Annotated in this window: 20 protein-coding genes; 3 read left to right on the forward strand and 17 right to left on the reverse strand. The window is 72.9% G+C overall.

The genetic code is table 11. The features are described from left to right. Positions 1–6 precede the first annotated feature (6 nt). From ACQPXG_RS40470 to ahcY (ACQPXG_RS40480), 3 genes are all read right to left on the reverse strand, one after another. Complete coding sequence (locus tag ACQPXG_RS40470; protein WP_433464437.1) at positions 7–585, reverse strand: hypothetical protein; 579 nt, start codon at positions 583–585, stop codon at positions 7–9. Further along, a complete protein-coding gene (ahcY, locus tag ACQPXG_RS40475; protein WP_433464438.1) occupies positions 585–1,841 on the reverse strand; it encodes an adenosylhomocysteinase in 1,257 nt (418 codons plus the stop codon). Before ahcY (ACQPXG_RS40475) ends, ACQPXG_RS40470 begins: the two co-directional genes overlap by 1 nt. A 71-nt stretch (positions 1,842–1,912) precedes the next feature. Then, positions 1,913–3,358, reverse strand: coding sequence for an adenosylhomocysteinase (gene ahcY, locus ACQPXG_RS40480; protein WP_433464439.1), 1,446 nt, complete (start codon positions 3,356–3,358; stop codon positions 1,913–1,915). A gap of 154 nt (positions 3,359–3,512) precedes the next feature. On the opposite strand from ahcY (ACQPXG_RS40480), the gene ACQPXG_RS40485 reads away from it, so the two are divergent. Beyond that, positions 3,513–3,866 (forward strand): MerR family transcriptional regulator, encoded by a 354-nt coding sequence (locus tag ACQPXG_RS40485; protein WP_433464440.1) that lies wholly within the window; start codon positions 3,513–3,515, stop codon positions 3,864–3,866. Positions 3,867–3,875: 9 nt separating this feature from the next. Here ACQPXG_RS40485 and ACQPXG_RS40490 read toward each other — a convergent pair whose 3' ends face one another. From ACQPXG_RS40490 to ACQPXG_RS40535, 10 genes are all read right to left on the reverse strand, one after another. Then, on the reverse strand, positions 3,876–4,550 hold the full coding sequence (locus ACQPXG_RS40490) for a response regulator (protein ID WP_433464441.1): 675 nt from the start codon (positions 4,548–4,550) through the stop codon (positions 3,876–3,878). 33 nt (positions 4,551–4,583) lie between these two features. Next, entirely contained in the window at positions 4,584–6,143 is a 1,560-nt protein-coding gene (locus ACQPXG_RS40495; protein ID WP_433464442.1) for a sensor histidine kinase, read from the reverse strand. A 392-nt stretch (positions 6,144–6,535) separates the two neighbouring features. Beyond that, positions 6,536–7,501, reverse strand: coding sequence for a cation diffusion facilitator family transporter (locus tag ACQPXG_RS40500; RefSeq protein WP_433464443.1), 966 nt, complete (start codon positions 7,499–7,501; stop codon positions 6,536–6,538). Then, complete coding sequence (locus ACQPXG_RS40505; protein WP_433464444.1) at positions 7,502–8,641, reverse strand: SIS domain-containing protein; 1,140 nt, start codon at positions 8,639–8,641, stop codon at positions 7,502–7,504. After that, positions 8,638–8,820, reverse strand: coding sequence for a Trm112 family protein (locus ACQPXG_RS40510; protein WP_433464445.1), 183 nt, complete (start codon positions 8,818–8,820; stop codon positions 8,638–8,640). Before ACQPXG_RS40510 ends, ACQPXG_RS40505 begins: the two co-directional genes overlap by 4 nt. Before the next feature lie 41 nt (positions 8,821–8,861). Then, positions 8,862–10,217, reverse strand: coding sequence for a phosphomannomutase/phosphoglucomutase (locus ACQPXG_RS40515; protein ID WP_433464446.1), 1,356 nt, complete (start codon positions 10,215–10,217; stop codon positions 8,862–8,864). A gap of 118 nt (positions 10,218–10,335) precedes the next feature. Further along, positions 10,336–10,716, reverse strand: coding sequence for a DUF3499 domain-containing protein (locus tag ACQPXG_RS40520; RefSeq protein WP_433464447.1), 381 nt, complete (start codon positions 10,714–10,716; stop codon positions 10,336–10,338). A 111-nt stretch (positions 10,717–10,827) separates the two neighbouring features. After that, the gene (locus tag ACQPXG_RS40525) at positions 10,828–11,493 is read right to left on the reverse strand and encodes a response regulator (RefSeq protein WP_433464448.1); all 666 of its coding nucleotides are present in this window, start codon (positions 11,491–11,493) and stop codon (positions 10,828–10,830) included. Then, the gene (locus ACQPXG_RS40530; RefSeq protein ID WP_433464449.1) at positions 11,490–12,515 is read right to left on the reverse strand and encodes a sensor histidine kinase; all 1,026 of its coding nucleotides are present in this window, start codon (positions 12,513–12,515) and stop codon (positions 11,490–11,492) included. The genes ACQPXG_RS40525 and ACQPXG_RS40530 overlap by 4 nt, the downstream gene beginning before the upstream one ends. After that, complete coding sequence (locus tag ACQPXG_RS40535) at positions 12,503–14,122, reverse strand: substrate-binding and VWA domain-containing protein (protein ID WP_433464450.1); 1,620 nt, start codon at positions 14,120–14,122, stop codon at positions 12,503–12,505. The genes ACQPXG_RS40530 and ACQPXG_RS40535 overlap by 13 nt, the downstream gene beginning before the upstream one ends. A 168-nt stretch (positions 14,123–14,290) precedes the next feature. On the opposite strand from ACQPXG_RS40535, the gene ACQPXG_RS40540 reads away from it, so the two are divergent. Beyond that, positions 14,291–14,734: a metallopeptidase family protein gene (locus tag ACQPXG_RS40540; RefSeq protein ID WP_433464451.1), complete on the forward strand. Its 444-nt coding sequence runs from the start codon at positions 14,291–14,293 to the stop codon at positions 14,732–14,734. Here the strand turns inward: ACQPXG_RS40540 and ACQPXG_RS40545 are convergent. The 4 genes from ACQPXG_RS40545 to ACQPXG_RS40560 form a co-directional block, all read right to left on the reverse strand. Beyond that, positions 14,731–16,191 carry a DUF5719 family protein gene (locus ACQPXG_RS40545; protein WP_433464452.1) on the reverse strand — a complete coding sequence of 487 codons (1,461 nt, stop codon included), beginning with the start codon at positions 16,189–16,191 and terminating at the stop codon, positions 14,731–14,733. The genes ACQPXG_RS40540 and ACQPXG_RS40545 overlap by 4 nt on opposite strands. After that, positions 16,191–19,445 (reverse strand): glycosyltransferase, encoded by a 3,255-nt coding sequence (locus tag ACQPXG_RS40550; protein WP_433464453.1) that lies wholly within the window; start codon positions 19,443–19,445, stop codon positions 16,191–16,193. The genes ACQPXG_RS40545 and ACQPXG_RS40550 overlap by 1 nt, the downstream gene beginning before the upstream one ends. A 183-nt stretch (positions 19,446–19,628) precedes the next feature. Continuing rightward, positions 19,629–19,892: a WhiB family transcriptional regulator gene (locus ACQPXG_RS40555; RefSeq protein ID WP_021594342.1), complete on the reverse strand. Its 264-nt coding sequence runs from the start codon at positions 19,890–19,892 to the stop codon at positions 19,629–19,631. A 234-nt stretch (positions 19,893–20,126) separates the two neighbouring features. Beyond that, positions 20,127–21,089 (reverse strand): hypothetical protein, encoded by a 963-nt coding sequence (locus ACQPXG_RS40560; RefSeq protein WP_433464454.1) that lies wholly within the window; start codon positions 21,087–21,089, stop codon positions 20,127–20,129. 109 nt (positions 21,090–21,198) lie between these two features. Between ACQPXG_RS40560 and cofD the strand changes: the two genes are divergently transcribed. Further along, positions 21,199–22,152, forward strand: a complete 954-nt coding sequence (gene cofD, locus ACQPXG_RS40565; RefSeq protein ID WP_433464455.1) for a 2-phospho-L-lactate transferase — start codon at positions 21,199–21,201, stop codon at positions 22,150–22,152. The last annotated feature ends 63 nt before the right edge of the window (positions 22,153–22,215 follow it).

The following is a 22,215-nucleotide window of genomic DNA, read 5'->3' on the forward strand; positions in this document are numbered from 1 at the left end:
TCCGTTTCAGGCCAGCAGATTCGGCGGGGACTCCAGGTCGGTGAGCTCGATCCCGGGCGCGGCGAGCACGACGTCACCGGCCAGATGCACCGTCTCGACCTCGCCCGTGGACAGGTCGGTGACCTCGTACTGCGCTACGGGCAGCGGCTCGGTCTCGGTCTCGTACGCGGACGTCCCGGCCAGACGCCAGCGCCACGTGGCCGTCAGGGTGGACAGGGACGTCCCGCTCAACCGGACGAGACGCACGTCGGCCTGAGCGTTCTCGGCCAGTCCGAGGGAGTGGGCGACGGCGACGAGGAATCCCGGCGAGTCGGAGACGAAACCGGACGCCCGTTCGCCGAACTCGCTCCCTGTCTCACCGGCCGCCCGCACCCAGGCCAGTTCCGGACCGGTGACACCGCCCCGCAACCACCATGTGGGGGTGACCACCTCCACACGGATCTGGCGCCAGCGAGCGTCCACGACCAGGTCCACCCGGACACCATCGGAACGCCCGGACGTGTAGCGCCATCCGCTTGGCCCTGGCGCGCACTGGAAACGCTCCTCAAGGTCCTCTTCCAGGTGCAGGTACGTGCCGGCCGGCATCAGGATCCGATGCGCCAGGAGTGCAGGTAGTCCTCCTGGTCCGGGGTCAGCAGGTCGATGGAGACGGCCATCGAGGCCAGCTTGAGGCGGGCCACCTCGGTGTCGATCTCCTTGGGCACCTCGTGAACCGCCGGAGACAGGTTCGCGTGCGACTGCGCCAGCCACGCGCACGTGAGGGCCTGGTCGGCGAACGACATGTCCATCACGGCCGCGGGATGCCCCTCCGCGGCGGCCAGATTGACGAGACGGCCCTCGGCGAGCAGGACGAGACGCCTGCCATCCGCCAGCACGTACTCGTCCGTCTGCGGCCGGATCCCGCGATGCACCTCGACCGCCATCTCGCTGAGCGCCCGCACGTCGATCTCGACGTCGAAGTGCCCGGAGTTCGCGAGGATGGCGCCGTCCTTCATCGACGCGAGGTGGTCGCCGTTCACGACGTCACGATTCCCCGTGACGGTGATGAACACGTCGCCGTCCGCGGCGGCGTCGGCCATCGGCTGGACGGCGAAGCCCTGCAACGCCGCGTCCAGCGCCTTGACGGGGTCGATCTCGGTGACGACCACCCGCGCGCCCAGGCCGCGAGCCCGCTCGGCCAGGCCGCGCCCGCAGTACCCGAACCCCGCGATCACCACGGTCTTGCCCGCCAGCAGCGTGTTGGTCGCGCGGATGATCCCGTCCAGCGTCGACTGGCCGGTCCCGTACCGGTTGTCGAACATGTGCTTCGTGTCGGTGTCGTTCACCGCGACCATGGGGAACTTCAGCGCGCCCTCACGGGCCATCTGGTGCAGCCGGATGACGCCCGTCGTCGTCTGCTCGCACCCCGCCTTGACCGTGCCGAGCAGATCCGTGCGGTCGATGTGGAGCGTGTTGACGAGATCGCACCCGTCGTCCAGCACGAGATCGGGCCCGCTCTCCAACGCCTGGTGGATGTGCGCGTAGTAGCCCTCGCGATCGGTACCGGCCCGCGCGAAGACCTCCGCCCCGTACTCCTCCACCAGCGCCGCGGCGGTGTCGTCCTGCGTGGACAACGGGTTGGACGCCGCCAGCGCCACTTCCGCACCGCCCGCATGAAGGGTGCGGATGAGCCCCGCGGTCTCGGTCGTGACATGCATGCACGCCGCGACCTTCAGCCCGTCCAGGGGACGCTCGGCGGCGAACCGCTCCCGGATCTGCCGCAGCACGGGCATGCTCCGGTCGGCCCACTCGATCCGCTTGACGCCCTCATACGCCAACGACCGATCCGCGATATCGCTCATCAACACCCTCAAGATGCGGCTGCCGGGCGGCCCGAAAACCCGCCCGGCAGCCATCCTGCCCCAGTTGCGACTCAGTACCGGTAGTGGTCGGGCTTGTAGGGGCCTTCGACGTGGACGCCGATGTAGGAGGCCTGCTCCTTGGTGAGCTCGGTGAGCTTGACGCCGAGGGCGTCGAGGTGGAGGCGGGCGACCTTCTCGTCCAGGTGCTTGGGAAGGACGTAGACGCCGATCGGGTACTCGTCGGTCTTGGTGAACAGCTCGATCTGCGCGATGACCTGGTTGGTGAAGGAGTTGGACATCACGAACGACGGGTGGCCGGTGGCGCAGCCGAGGTTCATCAGGCGGCCCTCGGCGAGCACGATGATGGAGTGGCCGTCGGCGAAGCGCCACTCGTGGACCTGCGGCTTGATCTCGATCTTCTCGATGCCGGAGATCTTGGCGAGGCCGGCCATGTCGATCTCGTTGTCGAAGTGCCCGATGTTGGACACGATCGCCTGGTGCTTCATCCGGCTCATGTGGGCAGCCGTGATGATGTTGAAGTTGCCGGTGGTCGTCACGAAGATGTCGGCCTTGTCGACGACGTCGTCCAGGGTGGTGACCTGGAAGCCGTCCATCGCGGCCTGCAGCGCGCAGATCGGGTCGATCTCGGTGACGATGACGCGGGCGCCCTGGCCGCGGAGCGCGTCGGCGCAGCCCTTGCCGACGTCGCCGTAGCCGCAGACGACGGCGACCTTGCCGCCGATCAGGACGTCGGTGGCGCGGTTGAGGCCGTCGATGACGGAGTGGCGGCAGCCGTACTTGTTGTCGAACTTCGACTTGGTGACGGAGTCGTTGACGTTGATCGCCGGGAACGCGAGGGTGCCGGCCTTCGCCATCTCGTAGAGGCGGTGGACGCCGGTCGTGGTCTCCTCGGTGACGCCCTTGATCGCGGCGGCGGCCTCGGTCCAGCGGCCGGGCTTCTCGGCGATGGTGCGGCGGAGGGTGTCGAGGATGATGCCCCACTCCTCGGGGTCCTCCTCGGTGGCGGTCGGGACCGCGCCCGCCTTCTCGTACTCGGCGCCCTTGTGGACGAGGAGGGTCGCGTCGCCGCCGTCGTCCAGGATCATGTTGGGCCCGGTGCCGGCCTCTCCGTCGGCCCCCGGCCAGCGCAGCGCCTGGTCCGTGCACCACCAGTACTCGTCCAGCGTCTCGCCCTTCCAGGCGAACACGGGGACGCCCTGCGGCTTCTCCTGCGTGCCGTCCTTGCCGACGACGACCGCGGCGGCGGCGTGGTCCTGGGTGGAGAAGATGTTGCAGGAGACCCAGCGGACGTCGGCGCCGAGCTCGACCAGCGTCTCGATCAGCACGGCCGTCTGGATCGTCATGTGCAGCGAGCCCATGATCCTGGCGCCGCGCAGCGGCTTGGCGGCGGCGTACTCCTCGCGCACCGCCATCAGGCCCGGCATCTCGTGCTCGGCGAGCCGGATCTCCCGGCGCCCGAAGTCGGCCAGCGACAGGTCGGCGACCTTGTAGTCCATGCTTTCGTTGCTCCCTTGGTCATGTGCGCGCTGTCGTACGCGAGGGCTTGACGCGTGTGCGAGGCGGCGTCAACGTCGCGAGTCTACGGGCGGCGGGGACCGGGAGGCACGACCGGGGGCGACTTTCTGACACGAATTTGTCAGAATTGCTCCCATGCGCATCACGGAGGCCGCCCGCCGGCTCGGCACCTCGCCCCGCATGCTCCGCTACCGCGAGGCCCTCGGCCTGCTGCCCGTCACCCGGGACGCGGCCCTCACCCGGGGCGGCGGCGGCCACCGCCGGTTCGGGGACGCCGAACTGCGCGCCGTCGCGCTCGCCCTCGCGCTGGAGAAGCGGTACGACATCGGCCCGGCCGAGCTGGCGTTCGGGCTGCGCGTCCTGGCCGAGCCGCAGGTGCAGGCGCACGTCCGTGAGCTCGGCGAACGCATCGGCCGGCTGTCCGCGCCGCCGGCCCGCGCGCTCGACTTCGAGAAGGAGAAGGCGATGCGCCTGCTGCGCCGCCGGTGACCGCTCCGGTCAGCCGGCGGCGTTCTCGCCGGGGACGACCACGCCGGACTCGTAGGCGAGCATCACCGCCTGGGCCCGGTCGCGGAGGCCGAGCTTGGTGAAGACGCGGGCCACGTGGGTCTTGACGGTGTGCTCGCTGACCACCAGCCGCTGCGCGATCTCACCGTTGGACAGCCCTCCCGCGATCAGCACGAGGACCTCGGTCTCCCGGGCGGTCAGCGTCGACAGCTCCGACGGCGCCTGCGGGCGGTTGCGCCGCTGCTTGGTGAACTCGCGGATGAGCCGCCCGGTGACCTGCGGCGCCAGCAGCGAGTCGCCGCGCGCCACCACCCGGACGGCGGAGACGAGCTCGTCCGCGGTCGCGTCCTTCAGCAGGAAGCCGCTCGCGCCGACCGCGAGCGCCTCGTAGACGTACTCGTCCACGTCGAACGTCGTCAGCACCAGCACCCGGACGCTCTCGGCGCCGGGGAGGGCGAGGATGCGGCGGGTGGCCTCGATGCCGTCCATGCCGGGCATCCGGATGTCCATGACGACGACGTCGGGACGGGAGCGCTCGGCGATCCGGACGGCCTCGCGGCCGTCGCCGGCCTCGCCGATGACGGTGATGTCGTCCTGGGCGGCGAGCAGGGCGGCGAACCCGGCCCGCACGATCGTCTGGTCGTCGACGATCAGCACGTTGATCACCGCGACCGCCTCGGAAGCGCGGGGACGGCGGGGTCAGGATCGGCCGGGCGGCGCCTGCGAACCGTGTCCACGGATGGTGTTCCCCTCCCTTGTCAGCGGAAGCTCGGCCTCCACCAGGAACCCGCCCTCGGTGGCCGGGCCGGCGGAGAACCGCCCGCCCAGCATGGTCGCACGTTCCCGCATCCCCACGAGCCCGTGTCCACCACCGGACTCGGGCGTCTCCAGGCGGGTGCGTCCGGCGTCCACGGAGGTCGGGCCCGCGGGGTCCAGTACCGCTGTACGGGAGCCGGGATTCTCCCGGTTCAGGATCTGGGTGGCCGCGGCCGCGCCGTCGTCCCGGACGCGGACCGCCAGCCGGTCCGGCAGGAAGGTCAGGTCGACGCGGACGCCGGCGCCCGGCGCGTGCCGCCGCGCGTTCGTCAGCGCCTCCTGGACGATCCGGTAGGCCGACAGCTCGACCGTCGTCGACAGGGAGCGCGGGTCGCCGTGCACGGCGAGGTCCACATGCCCGCCGGCGCCGCGGTGCTGCTCGATCAGGTCGGGCAGCCGGTCGAGGCGCGGCTGCGGGGAGTTCGCCGCCTCCGGCTCGGGTTTGGCGTCGGCGCGCAGCACGCTGAGCAGCCGGCGCATCTCCACCAGCGCGTCCCGGGCCGTCTTGGCGATCTCGGTGTACCCGGCGCGGGCCTCGGGCGACAGGTTCTCCATCGTGTACGGGGCCGTCTCCGCCTGCACGGCGATCATGGAGACGGAGTGCGCGACGACGTCGTGCAGCTCGCGGGCGATGCGGGCGCGTTCCCGCATGACCGCCTGCTCCCGCTGGACGGCGGTGAGCCGGGTGAGGGTCTCGTTGGTGCGCTCGGCGGCGGCCGCCTCCGTCCGCCCGGCGGACTCCACCACGCGCCGCGCGTCGCCGAGCCCGATGGCGGCGAGGACGGCGACGATCGGCGCGGGCCACGGAATGTCGTCGAGCGTCCCGGTGGCGAGGTAGACGACCGCGATCGTGGCGACGCTGCCGACCGCGAGGACGCCGGTGGACTGGCGCGGCAGCCGCCGTCCCAGCGCGTACAGCGTGTAGAGCGCCGCGAAGCTGGTGGTGACGAGGAGGATCTGCCCGGTGAGCAGGCTCGCCGCGACCGCGCTGAGCACGACGGCGGCGACCGGGCGCAGGTTCTCCCGCCGCCACACGAGCGGGAGCGTCGCCGCGACCGCGAAGCCGCTCGCGAGGCTGACGGGCGAGTCGGCCTGCGGCGCCAGCTCCGCCAGCGCGGCGATCGTCAGCGCGAGCCCGGTCAGCGGGGCGAAGTACCAGGAGCCGACGACCTCCCGCCAGGTGTTGATCCAGCGGGGCAGCGGCGCCGTCTGCCCGGCCGCGGCCCCCGGGTGGCCGGGGCGGCGGCCCGGCCCGCCGTTCAGCCGCGCGCCGAGCTTGACCGCCAGCGGGCGCAGGAGGGTGCCGATGCCGGTGAGGAGCCACAGCAGCAGCTGCCCCACGCCCGCTACGATCCGGCCGGACAACCGCCACGCGTGGTGCGCGACCGCTGGGCCGAACCCCGCGGGGTCGGGTCCGGTCCGGGCCTTGTCGTCGGTGCTCACCCCTCAATACTGACCGTTGAGGCGGGCCGTCACCTCACCGCGCGGATGTATGCGGACGACCGGGATCCACCTGGAGTACCACCCGCTTTCCCTCCTTGAGGGGGACGTGCTGGAGAGCGCGGCGATCGTAGTGTCTTAACCGTGACCGCGACGGTGGCCGTCGCCGACGTAGGGGGTTCGGCGGGGTCGCCGCGGTCACACCAGAACCGCCCGGTTTCAGGGGTCCGGGCGGGGAGGCATGGGAAGCACCTCGCCGGACGGCCGCGGTTCGCCTCCTCGGAGGCACTCGCCGGTCTCGCCTGGGCTGGGGTTCGGCCGGCACGGCGGCGGCCGGCCGGCGAGGGGTCCCATGTCGCTCCGGACGCCGGAGACCCGGCGCCCGGAGGACCCGGTCAGGACGACGCGGGGGTCTCCGAAGCTGGTTCCGCGTCCTCCGGCTTCCTGAGGGACACCTCGTCCAGCGCCGGCTCCAGGTAGATGAGCTTCGCCTCTGGGAACTGCGCCCTGATCTTCGCTTCGGCCGCGTCGATGCCGCGGGCCACGTCCGCCGCCGTGTCGTCGTGGTGGACGGCGATCTTCGCCGCGATGAGGAGCGCGTCCGGGCCGATGTACTCGGTGCGGATGTGGATGAGGTGGTCGACCTTGTCCACCGACTCCAGCGCCTCGATGATCCGCTTCTCGGTGTCGGGGTCGACGCCCTCGCCGATCAGCAGGCTCTTGGTCTCGATCGCGAGGATCGTCGCGACCACGCCGAGCAGCAGCCCGATCGCCACGGTGCCGACGCCGTCCCAGACGCCGTCGCCGGTGGCCACGGCCATCGAGACGCCGAACAGGGCGAGGAACAGGCCGACCAGGGCGGCGAGGTCCTCCAGAAGCACCACCGGCAGCTCCGGCGCCTTCGCGCGGCGGATGAACGCCCACCAGGACTGCTCTCCGCGGATCTCGTTCGACTCCTTGATGGCCGTCCGGAACGAGAACGTCTCCAGGCCGATCGCGACGATCAGCACACCGAACGCCCAGACCGGGGACTTGACATCCTCCGGGTGGGAGATCTTGTGGTAGCCCTCGTACAGCGAGAACGCCGCACCGACGGTGAACAGGACGACCGCGACGACGAACGCGTAGAAGTAGCGTTCGCGGCCGTAGCCGAACGGGTGCTCCGGCGTCCGGTCGCGTTCGGACCGCTTGCGGCCGAGGAGCAGCAGCCCCTGGTTCCCGGAGTCGGCGACCGAGTGGATCGACTCCGCCAGCATCGACGACGAACCGGTGAACGCGAACGCGACGGCCTTCGACGCCGCGATCCCGAGGTTGGCGGCCAACGCGGCGACGATGGCCTTCGTTCCACCCTCAGCACTCATCTACGCAATCCTCGCTTTGAGCTCTTCGATGGCAGGCACGGGCGTCGGGTCCACGCCCAGCGCGATAGCCAAGTAAACCGTGACATAGTCCGCCAACGCGATCAGAGAGGCGATTCTCTCCAGCGGATGGTCGCCCTCCGCCCGGATCTCGCTGACCGCCACGCCCCGGTCCCGGGCCGCCGCGGCGGACGCACCGCACCGCTTGCGCACCTGCGGATGCTCCTCCACGTCCCGCATCATGACGAGGTGGAGGCCGTGCTCCGGCTCCTCGGCCCGGTCGCGGAAGAAGTCATCCGGGTCGGCGGGGGAAGCGGCCCGTGCGAAGGAGCCGTCGAACGCCATCACCTGGTTGTGGTCCGCCTCGGGGACCTCGCCGAACACGGCGGGGTACTTGGCGTTCTCGTTCAGCTGGCAGCACAGCCGGTAGGCCGCCGCGCTCGCCACGGCCGACGAGCCCCACACCAGCGGCACGTCGCCCGCCAGGTCGAGCGCGATGCGTTTTGCGGGGTTGACGAACGGTTCGCTCGACGGACGGCAGCGGTGCGCGACATCCTCCAGCAGCGCGGCCGTGGACTCCAGCACCGCGTCGGAGACGTCCGCCAGCCGCAGTTCGCGCGCGGCGAGGATCAGGGGGATCGTCAGGCCCCACAGGGTCGAGCGCGGCTGCCCCGCCGACCGCACGGGGACGAACAGGCCGCGGCTCCGGCCGGCCAGGTCCGCGAGCGGCGAGCCCGCCCCGCCGACGGCCAGGAGCCTGCAGCCGCGCCGGGCCGCCTCCGCGGCGACCTCAAGGGTCTCCTCGGTGGTCCCCGAGCACGACACCGCGATGACCAGGTCGGCCGCGCCCACCCAGCCGGGCAGCCGGTATCCGCGCACGGTCGAGATCGGGACGGCGCAGCCCTCGCCGCACACCGCGGCGAGCGCGTCACCGGAGATGCCGGAACCGCCCATCCCGGCGATCACGATCGCCCGCGGCCTGCCGTCCTCGGCCAGCCCGGCGATGCCGGCCTCCGCGGCCGCGCGCCGGGCCTCCCGGACCTGCGCCGCCGACGAGGCGACCTGCCGCAGCATCCCGCCGGGATCCGCCGCCTCGGCCGCCTCCGCGTCCTCCAGCCGCGAGGGGTCGAGGGAGGTGCTCACGGGGCGGGGGTCCTGGCCTCGTCGACGAGGAGAACGGGGATGTCGTCGCGGACCGGGTAGGCGTAGCCGCAGGAGCCGGTGCACACCAGCTCGTCGGCCCGCTCGTCGGCCCGGAGCCCGCCGCCGCAGTTCGGGCAGGCGAGGATCTCCAGCAGCCAGGAGTCCAGCTTCATCGTCATGGCAGGGTCACATCTCCCTTGCAGTCACTTTTCCTGACCGGTCACTTCTGCCTGACCAGGGCCAGGACCTCGTCGCGGATCGCCGCCATGGTGTCCTCGTCGCCGGCCTCGGCGTTGAGGCGCAGCAGCGGTTCGGTGTTGGACGGCCGCAGGTTGAACCACCATCCGGCGGCCTCGTCGCCCACGGTCAGCCCGTCGAGTTCGTCGATCGCGACGCCGGGACGCCCGGCGAAGGCGTCGCGCACCTTCGCGGCGGCCGCGTCCTGGTCGGCGACCTCGCTGTTGATCTCGCCGGACGCGGCGTAGCGGGTGTACTCGCCGAGCAGCTCCGACAGGGGCCGCTTCTGCTCCCCCAGGGCGGCGAGGACGTGCAGGGCGGCCAGCATGCCGGAGTCGGCGAACCAGAAGTCGCGGAAGTAGAAGTGGGCCGAGTGCTCGCCGCCGAACACCGCGCCCGTCTCCGCCATCGTCTGCTTGATGAACGAGTGCCCGACCCGGGTGCGCACCGGCGTCCCGCCGTGCTCGGCGACGATCTCCGGGACGGCCTTGGAGGTGATCAGGTTGTGCACGATCGAGGAGCCGGGGTGCTTGGCCAGCTCCCGTGTCGCGACCAGCGCCGTGATCGCGGACGGCGCGACGATCTCCCCGCGCTCGTCCACCACGAAGCAGCGGTCGGCGTCGCCGTCGAAGGCGAGCCCGATGTCGGCGCCGGTCTCGCGGACCTTGGCCTGCAGGTCGCGCAGGTTCTCCGGCTCGATGGGGTTGGCCTCGTGGTTGGGGAAGGTTCCGTCCAGCTCGAAGTACAGCGGCACCAGGTCGATCGGCAGGCCTTCGAAGACCGAGGGGACGGTGTGCCCGCCCATGCCGTTGCCCGCGTCCACGACGACCTTGAGCGGCCGGACCGACGACAGGTCGACGAGCGTCTTCAGGTGGTCGGCGTACCCCTTGAGGACGTCCCGCCTCGTCACCGTGCCCGGCTCGCCGTCGTGCCCGGGCACACCGTTCTCGATCATCTCGCGGATCTCGGTGAGGCCGGTGTCGCGGCCGACCGGGCGGGCGCCGGAGCGGCACAGCTTCAGCCCGTTGTACTTGGCCGGGTTGTGGCTGGCGGTGAACATCGCGCCGGGGAGGCCGAGGCTGCCGCTGGCGTAGTAGAGCAGGTCGGTGGAGCCGAGCCCGGCCTCGATCACGTCCGCGCCCTGAGACGTCGCGCCGCGCGCGAACGCCTCGGACAGCGGGACGGACGATTCGCGCATGTCGTGCGCGGTGACGATCGCGCTCGCCCCGGTCACCCGGACGAACGCCGCGCCGGCCGCCTCGGCGGTCGCGGGGTCGAGCTCGTCCGGCACGACGCCGCGGATGTCGTACGCCTTGAAGATCTTGGCGAGGTCGCCCACTCCTGCTCCCTGTCCGAAGAACCGTGCGCGGAAAACGGCAGGTTCACGAGCCTACCGGGAAGGGCGGGCGCGACCGGCCGCGACGTCGCGTCACGGTCCGTATCACCATGGGACGGGCCTACTCCTGGGCGGGCTGCGTCCCCGCGGGCTCGGAGCGCAGGACCCGCAGGTGCCCGCGGCGGCCGACCTCGGTGCCCTGGCCGACCGGCTCCTGGCCGGTGCCGGGGGCGGGCTTGGCGGCCTCGCGGACGGCGTCGGCGAGGGCCTCCAGGTCGTCCGCGCTGGGCTCGGACTCCTCCTCGACGGGCAGCCGCACCAGTTCCCACCCCATCGGGGCGGTGAGCCGCTCGGAGTGCTCCGCGCACAGGTCGTAGCAGTGCGGCTCGGCGTACGTGGCGAGCGGCCCCAGGACCGCGGTGGAGTCGCGGTAGACGTACGTGAGCGTGAACACTGCGGGCGCCTTGCAGGCGGTGCGGGAGCAAGTGCGGACGGGGCTCACGATGGCTGACCGTACCTCCCCCCACCCGGCTCCGCCACCACCCCGGCGCACGTGTCGCCGTTACCGGGCGATTTCCGGGGTAACAACTACATTCCGTATGGTCCCGAACTCCTACCGTGCGGTGCCCAGCCAGCGGGCGATGGCCGCGCCGCGGGTCCTGACCCGCAGCTTGGCGAAGATCCGGTTGACGTGGTTCTTCACCGTGTACTCGGAGACGACCAGGGCCTGCGCGATCTCACCGTTGGAGCGCCCCTGGGCGATCAGGTCCATCACCTGCGCCTCGCGCGGGGACAGCCCGAGATCGTCGCGGGGCGCCGGGGAGGCGGGGGCCGGCTCGCCCCGCAGCGCCTCGACGACGGCGCGGCTCGCGGGCGGCGACAGCGGGCTGGACCGTCCGGTGACCGTGTCGTGGACGGCCGCGATCAGCTCGTCCGCCTGGAACGTCCCGTGCACCAGGTAGCCGGACGCGCCGTTGCGGACGGCCTGGCCGATCACGTCCGCGTCGGTGTCGTAGGACAGCATCAGGACCTTGGTCATCACGCTGAGCGGCCCGGCGGCGGCGACGCCGTCCACGCCGGGCATCCGCACGTCCAGCAGGACGATGTCGGGACGCAGCAGCCGGGCCTGCTCGACCGCGTGGGCCCCGTCGACGGCCTCGCCGACGACGTCCACTCCCCCGGACTCCAGGATGCTCACCAGGCCGGCGCGGACGACCGGGTTGTCGTCCACCACGAGGACGCGCACCCGGTCGCCCGTCCCGCGGTTCGCTCCGCTCATGGGGTGCCCGCCGGTTCGGCGGCGTCCCCGGCGGGCCAGGAGGCGCGCGGGACGGTGATGGTGACGGTGGTGCCGTGTCCGGGGGCGGACCGCAGGCAAAGGCGCCCGCCGGCGCGGCGGGCGCGTTCGGCCATGCCGACGACGCCGTAGTGGCCCTCGCGGGCCAGCAGGTCGAGCCGTCCTCCGTCCGGCGGGACGAACCCGGCGCCGTCGTCGCGGACCGACAGCTCCAGCCCGTCCGCCGACCGGACCAGCCGGATCTCGACCCGTCCGGCCCGCGCGTGGCGTTCCACGTTGGTCAGCGCCTCCTTCAGCACCGAGACGATCTCGTAACGGACGGCCACCGGAATGTCATCGCCGGGCGACCCCTCCGCGGCGACTTCGACGGGGACCGCGGCGGTCTCGCTCCATCCGGCGGCGACGTGCCCGACCGCGGCCGGCAGCGGCAGCCCGTACGCCTCCTCCCGCAGGTCGGCGATCAGCCCGCGGGCCTCCCGGGCGGCGATCCGCAGCGCGGACAGGATGTCGCGGGCGTCGCGTTCGGCCCGGTCGGGGGAGGTGCGGATCCAGGCGGGCAGCGCGATCAGGAGTCCGGGGTCGTGCCGCTCGGCGGGCGACGCCGTGCCCATCGCGGCGAAGCACAGGGCGATCTGCGCGACGCACACCAGCAGCACCGGCCCCCACGCGTAAAGGACGCCTGCGAGCGCCGCCGTCATCACCGTGAACAGGAAGAACGGCCCGAACACTCCTCCTTGGACGAGGACGGCGAACACGAGCAGGGCGTCCAGGCAGCACAGCGGCGGCAGCCGCCGGACGAGCCGCAGGACGGGCCGCCACGCGGCGAGGGCGAGCGCGGTCTCCAGGCCGAGCAGGGCGATGGCGGCCCACAGACCGCGCCCGGGCCCGGCACTGCCCCGCAGGACGACCGCCATGGCGAGCAGCATGCCGCGCAGGAGCAGGAGCAGCCGGAACGTCACGGCGAGCCGCGTCGTGGCCGGCCCTCCCTCGGCTACTCCGGGCACCGGGGGTCGTCGCAGACGCGAAGCTGGTCGGAACGCAGGAAGAGCCGCATCACCGTCCCCGGATTGTCGATCTTGTAAGCGCCGCCGTCGGTGGCGGCGGCGACCTTGCGCAACGACGGGTCCGCCTCGGCGCCGAACCCGAGAACGATGACGCTCACCGGGCGCCGCGCGTCGAAGGCCCCCCGTAGTCTCTCCGCCGTTCGGCCCAGTTCGGTTCGCTCGGCGCCGCCCCGGGCCCCGGCCGTGAGGACGAGGACCACGTTGAGCCGGTCCTTCTCGTAGTTGCGGTCGACCTCCCGGTAGGCGGCCTGGATCGCGGCGTCGAGCCCGGTCGAGGCACCGCTTCTCGGGCGCACGTGTTCGAGTGCCTCCTGGAGCGTGAGCCGCTGGTTGCCGCCGCTCTGCGAGCGCGCCCCGAGCTCCCGCATCGGGCCGGCCTGCCGGTAGGGGCGGCCGGGTCTGCCCGTGAGCGTCCAGAGCCCGAAGGACGAGTCGTCCGGGACGAGCGTGAAGCCCGTGGAGAGCGCCTTGAGCATCGCGTCCAGGCGCGTCCCGGAAGCGCCCGGCATCGGCGTGCCACCGCCCGACGGGTCGATCAGCGCGAGGACGTTCAGGCCCTGCCCGAGCTTGCGCCAGATCTCCTGGATGCCGGCCGCCGCCCCCGGGCGGACCACCGGAAGCGGGCGAGGTGCCGCCTGCCCGGGACCGCGCAGCCCGGCGCGCTTGAGGTCGGCGGCCGTCCGCGTCGAACGCAACTCCGCGAGGAAACCGTCGGCGACCCTTTTCCGCTTGGCATCGGACGTGGCGACGACGTACGGGAAGTCGAGGTAGGGCGTCCCTGCACGCGGGTAGACGACCGCGGTCCGTTCCGCGTCGCCCTTGCCGCGTTGCAGGGCGACCTGCTCTGGAACGACGACGACCTCCGATTCGTCAGCGCCACCGCCACCGAACACGGTCTCCAGCCCCTTCCCGTAGGGGAGCGTCTTAGCGGTGCGCAGCACGGTGGTGAACCTGTCGAGCGCGCCCTTGCCGCTGCCAGAGGACGCCTGGAGCGCGAGCAACGACGCCATGCCCGAGCCGGTGCGCTCGGGATCGGACAGCCGGAGATGGAACGCCGACGTGCCGTGGCCCTGCTGGAAGGCGTTCCACGACCTTCGCTCCAGTTCCGTCCGATACCTGTCCGCGGTGGCCTTGGACACCGCGAAGACGATCGGGGACGACGCGACCGATGGCGCCTTGCCGGCGGCCTCCCGGCCCACGAGGTCCGGCCAGAGGGAGGAGTCGGGGATCCACACGTCCGGTGTGCCGCGCGCGGTGCGGAAGACGCCCGCGACCTCGCCCGAGTCGCCGGCGACGACCCGCACCGACGCGCACTGCCCGGCCGCGTCGCGGGCCGCGTTGAACCGGTCGGCGGCGGCGAGTGCCGCGGGGGCGAGCGCCGGATCGGCGGTGACCGACAGCGATGGGCGCGCCCCGTCGCAGCCGGTGTCGCGCATCGCCAGGGCCCAGCCGCCGCCTCCGAGGACGAGGCCCGCACCCAAGGCCGTTGCGGCGGCGACGGTGACCTGGTCGCGGCTCCGGCGTGCGCGCCGGGACGGGGGATCCACGGGAAATCGACCCTTCATGCACCATCGGCCGCGGGGGCCAGGGAGCCATGCCTACGCCACTGTAACCACTCTTTTCGCAGCAGATCCATGTAAATGGGTCGTTGCCCGGTGCATTCCGGATGGTGCTTTACCCGAGGGCCGCCGCACCGGCGGAGGTACTCTTGAGACGTGCGATCCCGTGTGGCAGGCGTACGGCGCCGCGACCGGCGCGGACGTGGTCTTCGTGGCCCCCTGGCGCCCCCGCAGGCGCCGGTCTCACGGACCCGCGCGGAACGGTTCGGCGACCTCGTCGACGACGAGGTGCGGCGGCTCGGCGCGCGCTGGGGCCGGGAACTGGCCCGGGTGGAGTTCGCGGTCGAACAGGTGCCGGGCGTCGAGCCGTGGTTCGACGGCCCCGTCCCGCTCGGCCAGACGGTCGCTCCGCCTCCTGCCTCCGGCGACGGCGGCCGGCCGGTGCGCATCGTCGTCTTCCGCCGTCCCATCGAGGCCCGCGCCAACGACGAGGCGGAACTCGCCCGCCTGATCCGGGACCTGCTGGTCGAGGAGGTCGCCGACCTGCTCGGCCTCTCGCCCGAATCCGTGGACCCGAGCTACGACACCCCGGACGACTAGCCGGGCGTGAGGGCCGTCTGGGAGTCGGCGGTGTCCGGCAGGTGCAGGGTCGTGGGAGCGGGGACGATCGGCAGGACGGTGAACAGGTAGTCGTCGCCCTTGCCGGTGGACAGGGTGCGGGACGCGTACACGGGAGCGGAGCCGGGTTTCGGCGTGATCACGGCACCGAAGGCGGTGTCGCCCCCGGCGTTCCCGCCTGGGGCGGTCAGCTTGGTCTCCACGGTACGCCCGGCCGGGATCTTGATCTCCTGGGGCGCGCCGCCCTGCGCGTTCATCGTGGAGACCTGGACGGTCGCCGCCCCGGCCGGCGCGGTCAGGACGATCGAGGAGTCGAACCGGTTGTCGGCGACGACGCCCGGGCCGGATGCCCGGAGGGGCGGCGTGGCGGCGCCGTAGGCGACGTCGGCGCCCCGGTCGGCGGCGAAGCCCGCGAGGACGGGACGGTCGGCGACCAGGCGCACGGCGGCGGTCTTGCCGGACAGCGCGCCGTCGAGGGCGACCGAGGTCACGGTCTTTCCCGGGGCGTCCAGCACGTCCTGCCCCTGCGGCGCGAACGCGCCGTCCGCCGTGATCACCTGCACCCTGATCTGGGCGTCGGCCTCACCCGGGACCGACACCAGCAGGCGGCGCTTGCCCGACCCGCCCGGCACGCCGGGGACGAGCAGCGACGTCGCGGGCTCGGCGGACTGCGGCAGCCACTCGATGCCCTTCTTCTCGCCGATCCGGACGCGCAGGGACGCGGCGACGCGTCCGCTGGTCGCGTGCACGCGGAGGGCGAGGTCGGTGGCGGTCTTCACGATGTCGCCGAGCCCCTCGGCCGACGCGCCGATCTTGATGATCCGGGTGGTGTAGGGCTCGACGGGCGTCCCGCGCCCCTCGGTGGTGTCGAGCGGGCCCTCGCCGGACAGGGCGGTGAGGTCGACGGACGCGGGCTGCGCGTCCACGTTGGTCAGGTAGAGGTCGAGTTCGTCGGCGGCGACGGGCCCCGGGCCCATGAACCACAGGTCGGTGCCCGGGGTGGCGCACCGGGCGCCGGCCAGGCCCCGGTCGGGGCCGCCGCTCCAGTGCGTGGTCTGCTCGGCGTCCAGCCCGCCGGCGATGGCGCCGGTCGCGCGGAGGGTGTAGGAGTCCTCGCCGGACTCGGTGTCCTTGCCCCAGCCCTGGCCGGAGGACGTCATGGACGCCAGCGGGGACCCGCCCTTCGTCGGCGTCATGTCCACGCGTCCGCCACCCCGCTTCTGGGGGAGCGACTGGATGGCGAGCCGGCCGCCCTCGTGCCCTGGGCAGACCATCACCGCATGCGTGACCGGGGCATCCCGGCCTCCCTCGGACGCTTCGCCCGGACGAGAGAACGATGCCGCACCGTACAAGGCGGCCACGGCGACGAGCATGAGGGGCACTGTGGCGTAACGCATGCCGAGGAGGCGCAGGACCTTGTCCATCAGAGCCTTGTCCATCAGGACACCTCCTCAGGGCTGGGCTCCTGCACGGGCTCGGCGGCCGGGAGCTCGTGCTGGACGTGGGCACCGTGCGAGCGGCGCCGTCCTCGCCGTCCGCGCCGGCGGCGTTCCCGCTCACCGGTGAACATCAAGGTCTCGGTCTGCGCGCCCGGTAGCGCCAGGACCGCCACGACCAGGACGGCGATGCCCTGGACGACGACCCAGGTGTGCCGCATCATCATCGACCGGGTCAGTTCGAACTCTCCTCCGGCGGAGGGGATGTCATAGCCCTGCGCCCACGTGTCCACCGTCCGCGCCTTGACGTCGTGACCGTTCAGGGTGGCCCGCCACCCGCCGTCGGACGGTTCGGCCAGGAGAAGGGTGCGAGAGCCCGTGCCAGGTGGGATCCGCACGCGGGCATTGACACGGCCCGCCGGCATGGGCGTGACCGTGGAGCCTTGCAAGAGCATCATCCGGGCGGATGTCGCCTGGAGCCGCCATACGGCGAACGTCCCTGTGCGGCTGAGCCGCGTCAGTTCGGGCGACGCGTCCAGAACCTTGGTGAGCGGGTCTTTCGCCGGATACGGCACCAGGAGGTACTGGACGCCCATCCGGGTGAGCGCGGGCCCGTCGTCGCCCTCACGTCCGGCGGCCAGGCCGGCGACTAGGTCGTCCAAGCGGTCGTGAGCCCGGCCCACGGTGACGACCTCCGATTCCCCAAGCCGGGGACGCCCGTCCCTGAGGACGGTGTAGGAGACCCGTCCGCTCGGCTCCCGGTGCAGGACGAGCGTCCGCGTGCCGCGCCCCTGGACGAACTGGGGCACCGTGTCAGGGTCCAGTTTCCCGGCCGGATCCCCCGCGCCGCCGATCACCCAGAGCGCCGCCGCCAGGACCGGGGCCGTGAGCGCGGCGAGCACCACGACCGCCCCGCCCGCCTTGTAGATCAGGTGGTTGCCCGCCAGCACCTCGGTGCCGCGCTGGACCGCGGCGGTCGCGGCGAGCAGCACCCCTGCACCCGCGAAGAGCAGTGCCACCCCCGGCCAGACGGGCGCCTGGTCCGCGCCCTTGGTGACGGTCGCGGCGCTGGTCAGCACCGCGAAGAGCAGGCCGAACACCGCCAGCAGCCAGCCGGCCAGCACATGGCCCCGCCGGCTGCGCAACGGCAGCGCGCAGACCGCGACCGCGAGCAGCCCGGCGAGCGCCCACCGCGCGGGCGTGCCCGGCCCGCCCGGGTCGAGCGCCAGCAGGTCGGCGGCGGCGGCCGGTTCGAACCGCCGGTTCAGGCCCGCCTCGGTCAGGAACCGCGTCGGGTGCAGCAGCAGCCCGGCCGTCCACGGGAGCGTGAGCAGCGGCGGGACGCCGAGCGCGATGGCGAGGTGGCGGCGGCCCTGCCGCCCCGGCCGGTCGAGCACCGCCCACACCATCGCGGCGGCCAGCACGGCGATCAGCCAGGTCAGCGGGACGAACGACATCGCCACGGCGAGCAGCAGCGCGACCGTCCAGGCGGCCCGGCCCCTGCGCTTGCGGCGCTCCGGGCCGTCCAGCGCGGCGGCCTCCGACCGGGGATACCCGTAGACGCGGGCGGCGTGCACGGCGATCGGCGGGAGCAGGACGAGGACGACGGCGGTGCCGAGCCGCCCGCCCGCGATGGCGCCGGTCGCGGCCGGCAGCAGCGCGTACACGGCGGCGAACCAGGCCCGGACGGCGGACACCGGGATGCGGCGGCCGGCCGCGCGGGCACGCCGTCCCGTCCGCGGTACCTCCACCACGAGCAGCCGGGACGCGCGGTAGGCGGTGAGGCCGGCCAGCGGGACGCTGCCCAGCAGCAGGACCGACACCGCCAGCCACGGCTTGCCGAACAGCACCGTGGACAGCACGGCGAGTACCCCGACGTACGGCGGGCTTCCGGCGTCGGTGCCGAGCCCGACCGGATGCCAGCCGGACAGGTACTGCGCCCACAGGTCGCTCGCCCCGCCCCACGCGGGGACCAGCGCACCGCCGCCGAGCCGCCCGGCCGCGGTGATCAGGGAACGTTCGGCGGCCACCGCGACGGCGGTGAGCGCGAGCACGACCATGACGCCGGGACGGGCGAGGAACCGGCGGACCGGGCCCGGCTCGTCGGCCGTGAGGTCGTCGTCCTTCTCCTCCCGGTCCCGCTCGTGGGCGGCGAAGTACTCCGAGACCGCCTCGCCGACGCGGCGCAGCACGACCCAGCGGCTCTGGAACCGCCGGACGGTGCGGTGCACGCGGGTCCGGCCGTCCGCCCGGGCCGCCCGCGCCCGCCGCAGCCGGCCGGGCGAGCGCAGGACGTCGGCGAGGGCGCGGAGCTCCTCGCGCGCCGCGCCCGGCCGCTTGGTCATCACGAGGTAGAGGGCGTGGACGAGCGACACCCACACGTTGCGGACGAGCGCCCGGAGCATCGCGCCGAACGGCCGGTTGGCGAGCAGCGTGAGGAGCGCGTTGCGGCGGTCGCGGCGGGCCGGATGCTCGGCGGTCATGCCGATCTCGCGGAGCCCGCGCCGGGACGCCTCCGCGTGGTAGACCACGGCGTCGCTGGCCGTGACGACCCGGTGGCCGGCCGCGTGGACCCGCCAGCAGAAGTCCAGGTCGTCCCGGAACATTCCGTACTCGACGTCGAAGCCGCCGAGCTTCTCCCAGACGTCGCGCCTGACCAGCATCCCCGCGCTGCCGACCGCGAGGACGTCCCGGACGCCGTCGTGCTGGCCCTGGTCGAACTCCCGCCGGTCCAGGCCCGTGTCGCGGCGGCCGGCGGCGTCGATGGTGACGCCCAGCTCGCGCAGCATGCGGCGGTCGTCCCAGTCGCGGACCTTCGGGCCGAGCACCGCCACGTTCGGGTCGGTCTCGGCGGTCCGCAGCAGCCGGTCCAGCGCGTCGCGGTCGGGCGTGCAGTCGTCGTGCAGCAGCCAGATCCACTCGGTGGCGGGGGTGAGGTCGTTCGCGGCCCGCCCGCGGGGGGCGGTGTCGCCGGGCTCGTCGTCCGGGACGTGCCCGGCCGCGGCGTCGTGCCGGAGCGCCTCGGCGATGGCCTCGCCATAGCCGGTGGTGCGGGGCAGCGTGAGGATCTCGCCCTCGTCGACGACCTCCGCGAGGATCGCGGGCCCGCGGTCGCGGCTTCCGGTGTCCACGGTCACGAGGCGCTGCACGGGACGCGCCTGCGTCAGCAGCGCCTTCAGCGTCTCCGGAAGCCATCGCGCGCCGTCATGCGCGACGAGGACGGCCGTGACGACATGGCGATCGAGTGTGGGGGCCAAGGATCGCTCGATCTGTGGGACGGACGGGTTCAGGGGCCGGAAGAAACGGCAGCCGTGCCGGCCCGGGGGCCGGCACGGCTGATAACTGTACGCGTGGCCGCGCGCACACGCTCCGGATCCCCCAAGATCCGGGGCGGTCTCATGTGGGGGGACGCCCCCCACATGCCCGGCGAGAGCGCCGGGTCAGACGGCCTGTCGCTTCAGCTTGCGGCGTTCCCGCTCCGAAAGCCCTCCCCAGATGCCGAACCGTTCATCGTGCTGCAGCGCGTACTCAAGGCACTCCGTACGCACCTCGCATGCCCGGCACACCTTCTTGGCCTCGCGAGTGGAGCCGCCCTTCTCCGGAAAAAACGCCTCCGGGTCCGTCTGCGCGCACAGTGCGCGCTCCTGCCAGCCCAACTCTTCGCCGTCTGTGCCGTGCGCCAGCGGGATGACCACCTCGCTCACAGCGCACCTCCCTGCCCGTGGAACCCCCTGGTCAATGCCTTCCCTCCGGTTCCTTCCCCCGAGAAGGCATTGAAACTACACCGATGAAATTACACGCGTGTAGCGGCCGCCCCGTCAAGCCGAAGGGCTTTCCCGGGCGACATAACGGGTTATGCCGGGATGGCGCGCCTGACCTTCAGATGAAGATCGGTTAATCGGGCGGTCACCGTCGGGGTGCGGACCCCGACGAGGCCCCTACTGCGGAGGCGGGGGCCGGTTGTCGCGGTACCAGTCGGCGCCGCCCTCGTCCCCGCCGGGCTGCGGCGGAGCGGGCTGGGTGCCCTGCGGGTCCTGGTCCTGGCCGGAGCCGCCGTAGGCACGGGTCCACTCGCCCATGTCCTCCTGCTCGGCGGGCGGCTGGCCCTCCGGCGGAGGCTGCTGACCGTAGCCCTGCTGACCGTAGCCCTGCTGGTCGTAACCGGGCTGGTCGTAACCGGGCTGGCCAGGCTGGCCCGCCGGGTAGCCGCCCTGGCCGCCGTACTGCTGGTAGTCCTGCTGGCCGTACTGCGGGTTCTGCCCGTACTGCTGGCCGTACTGCTGCTGTTGCTGCTCGTACCCCTGCGGCGCGGGCTGCTGCCCCTCGGGGGCCGGCTGCTGCCCGTACTGCTGGTACTGCTGCTGGCCGTACTGCGGCTGACCGGGCTGGCCGGGCTGACCCGGCTGGCCCTGCTGGTAGCCGAAGTCGGGGTAGCCCGGCTGCATCTGCGGCTGCGGACGCGGCGGCTGCATGCTCTGGAACACGGTGAAGGCGAACCATCCGCCGATGCCGACGACGGCGAGGTTGCCCGCGCCGACGAGGAACGTCGTCAGCTTGGTGACCGCGCCCGCGTAGTCGGAATTGGCGAGCATCCCGCTCAGCCAGGAGATGACACCGAACAGCGCGGTGCCGCCGAGGATGCCGAGCGCCCCCATGGTGATCGTCCGGGCCTGCGGGGTGGGGGTGGCGCCCGAGGTCGTCAGCACGACCGCGAGGACGACGAGCCCGACCATCGCGACCTGCAGGAACGTCCCGTCGTTGGTCTGGCCGAGAGCGCGGAGCGTGAAACTTCCTCCGGCGCCGAGCAGCGAGATGATCCCCGCGAGCAGGTGCAGGCCCGCCGCTGCGAGCAAAACCCAGGCGGCCGGTTCGCGCAGGCGCTGGACGGCTTCCTTGTTCACGGTGGTATCTCCAGACCGAGGCATCCGATTCCAGGGCAAAGCTTTGCACAGTGTCACCCAGGGGGGCGACCCCCCGCGGGTGCCGCCGGGTCGCCGTAGGGTTGCGGACATGAAGATCGTGGCGTTGGCGGGCGGGATCGGCGGGGCTCGTTTCCTGCGGGGGCTGCGGGCCGCGGCACCGGAAGCGGAGATCACCGTCATCGGCAACACCGGGGACGACATCTCGCTCTTCGGGCTGCGGGTCTGCCCCGACCTTGACACCGTGATGTACACCCTCGGCGGCGGCATCGACGAGGAGCAGGGCTGGGGGCGTGCGGACGAGGCGTTCACGGTCAAGGAGGAGCTGGCCGCGTACGGCGTCGGGCCGGGCTGGTTCGGGCTGGGCGACCGCGACTTCGCGACCCACATCGTGCGGACCCAGATGCTGGCCGCGGGCTACCGGCTGGCGGCGGTCACCGAGGCGCTGTGCGACCGGTGGAAGCCGGGCGTGCGGCTGATCCCGATGACCGAGGACCAGGTCGAGACCCACGTGGTCATCGAGGACGAGAAGGGCCGGCGGGCGGTCCACTTCCAGGAGTGGTGGGTGCGGCTGCGCGCGTCCGTCCCCGCCCTGTCGATCGCGCCGGTGGGGGCGGAGGAGGCCGCGCCGGCGCCGGGGGTCCTCGCGGCGATCGAGGCGGCGGACGTGGTGCTGTTCCCGCCGTCCAACCCGGTGGTGAGCATCGGGACGATCCTGGCGGTGCCCGGCGTCCGCGACGCGGTCGCCGCCAAGACCGTGGTGGGCGTCTCCCCGATCATCGGCGGCGCGCCGGTGCGCGGCATGGCCGACGCCTGCCTGACCGCGATCGGGGTCGAGACGTCGGCGCGCGCGGTCGCCGGGCACTACGGCCTCGGGCTGCTGGACGGGTGGCTCGTCGACGAGGCCGACGCGGACGTGCGGGTGGAGGGCATCGAGGTCCGGTCCCGCCCGCTGCTGATGACCGACGCCGAGGCGACCGAGGCGATCGCCCGGGCGGCGCTCGATCTGGCGCTGGAGCTGAAGCGGGCGGAGGAAGCCCGATGACCGCGGCGAAGCGAGGATCGTCGGGCCTCCGGGCCCGGGGGTCTGGGGGTCGCCCCCAGAAAG

This window comes from Spirillospora sp. CA-128828, assembly GCF_050945415.1.
Classification (GTDB): domain Bacteria; phylum Actinomycetota; class Actinomycetes; order Streptosporangiales; family Streptosporangiaceae; genus Spirillospora.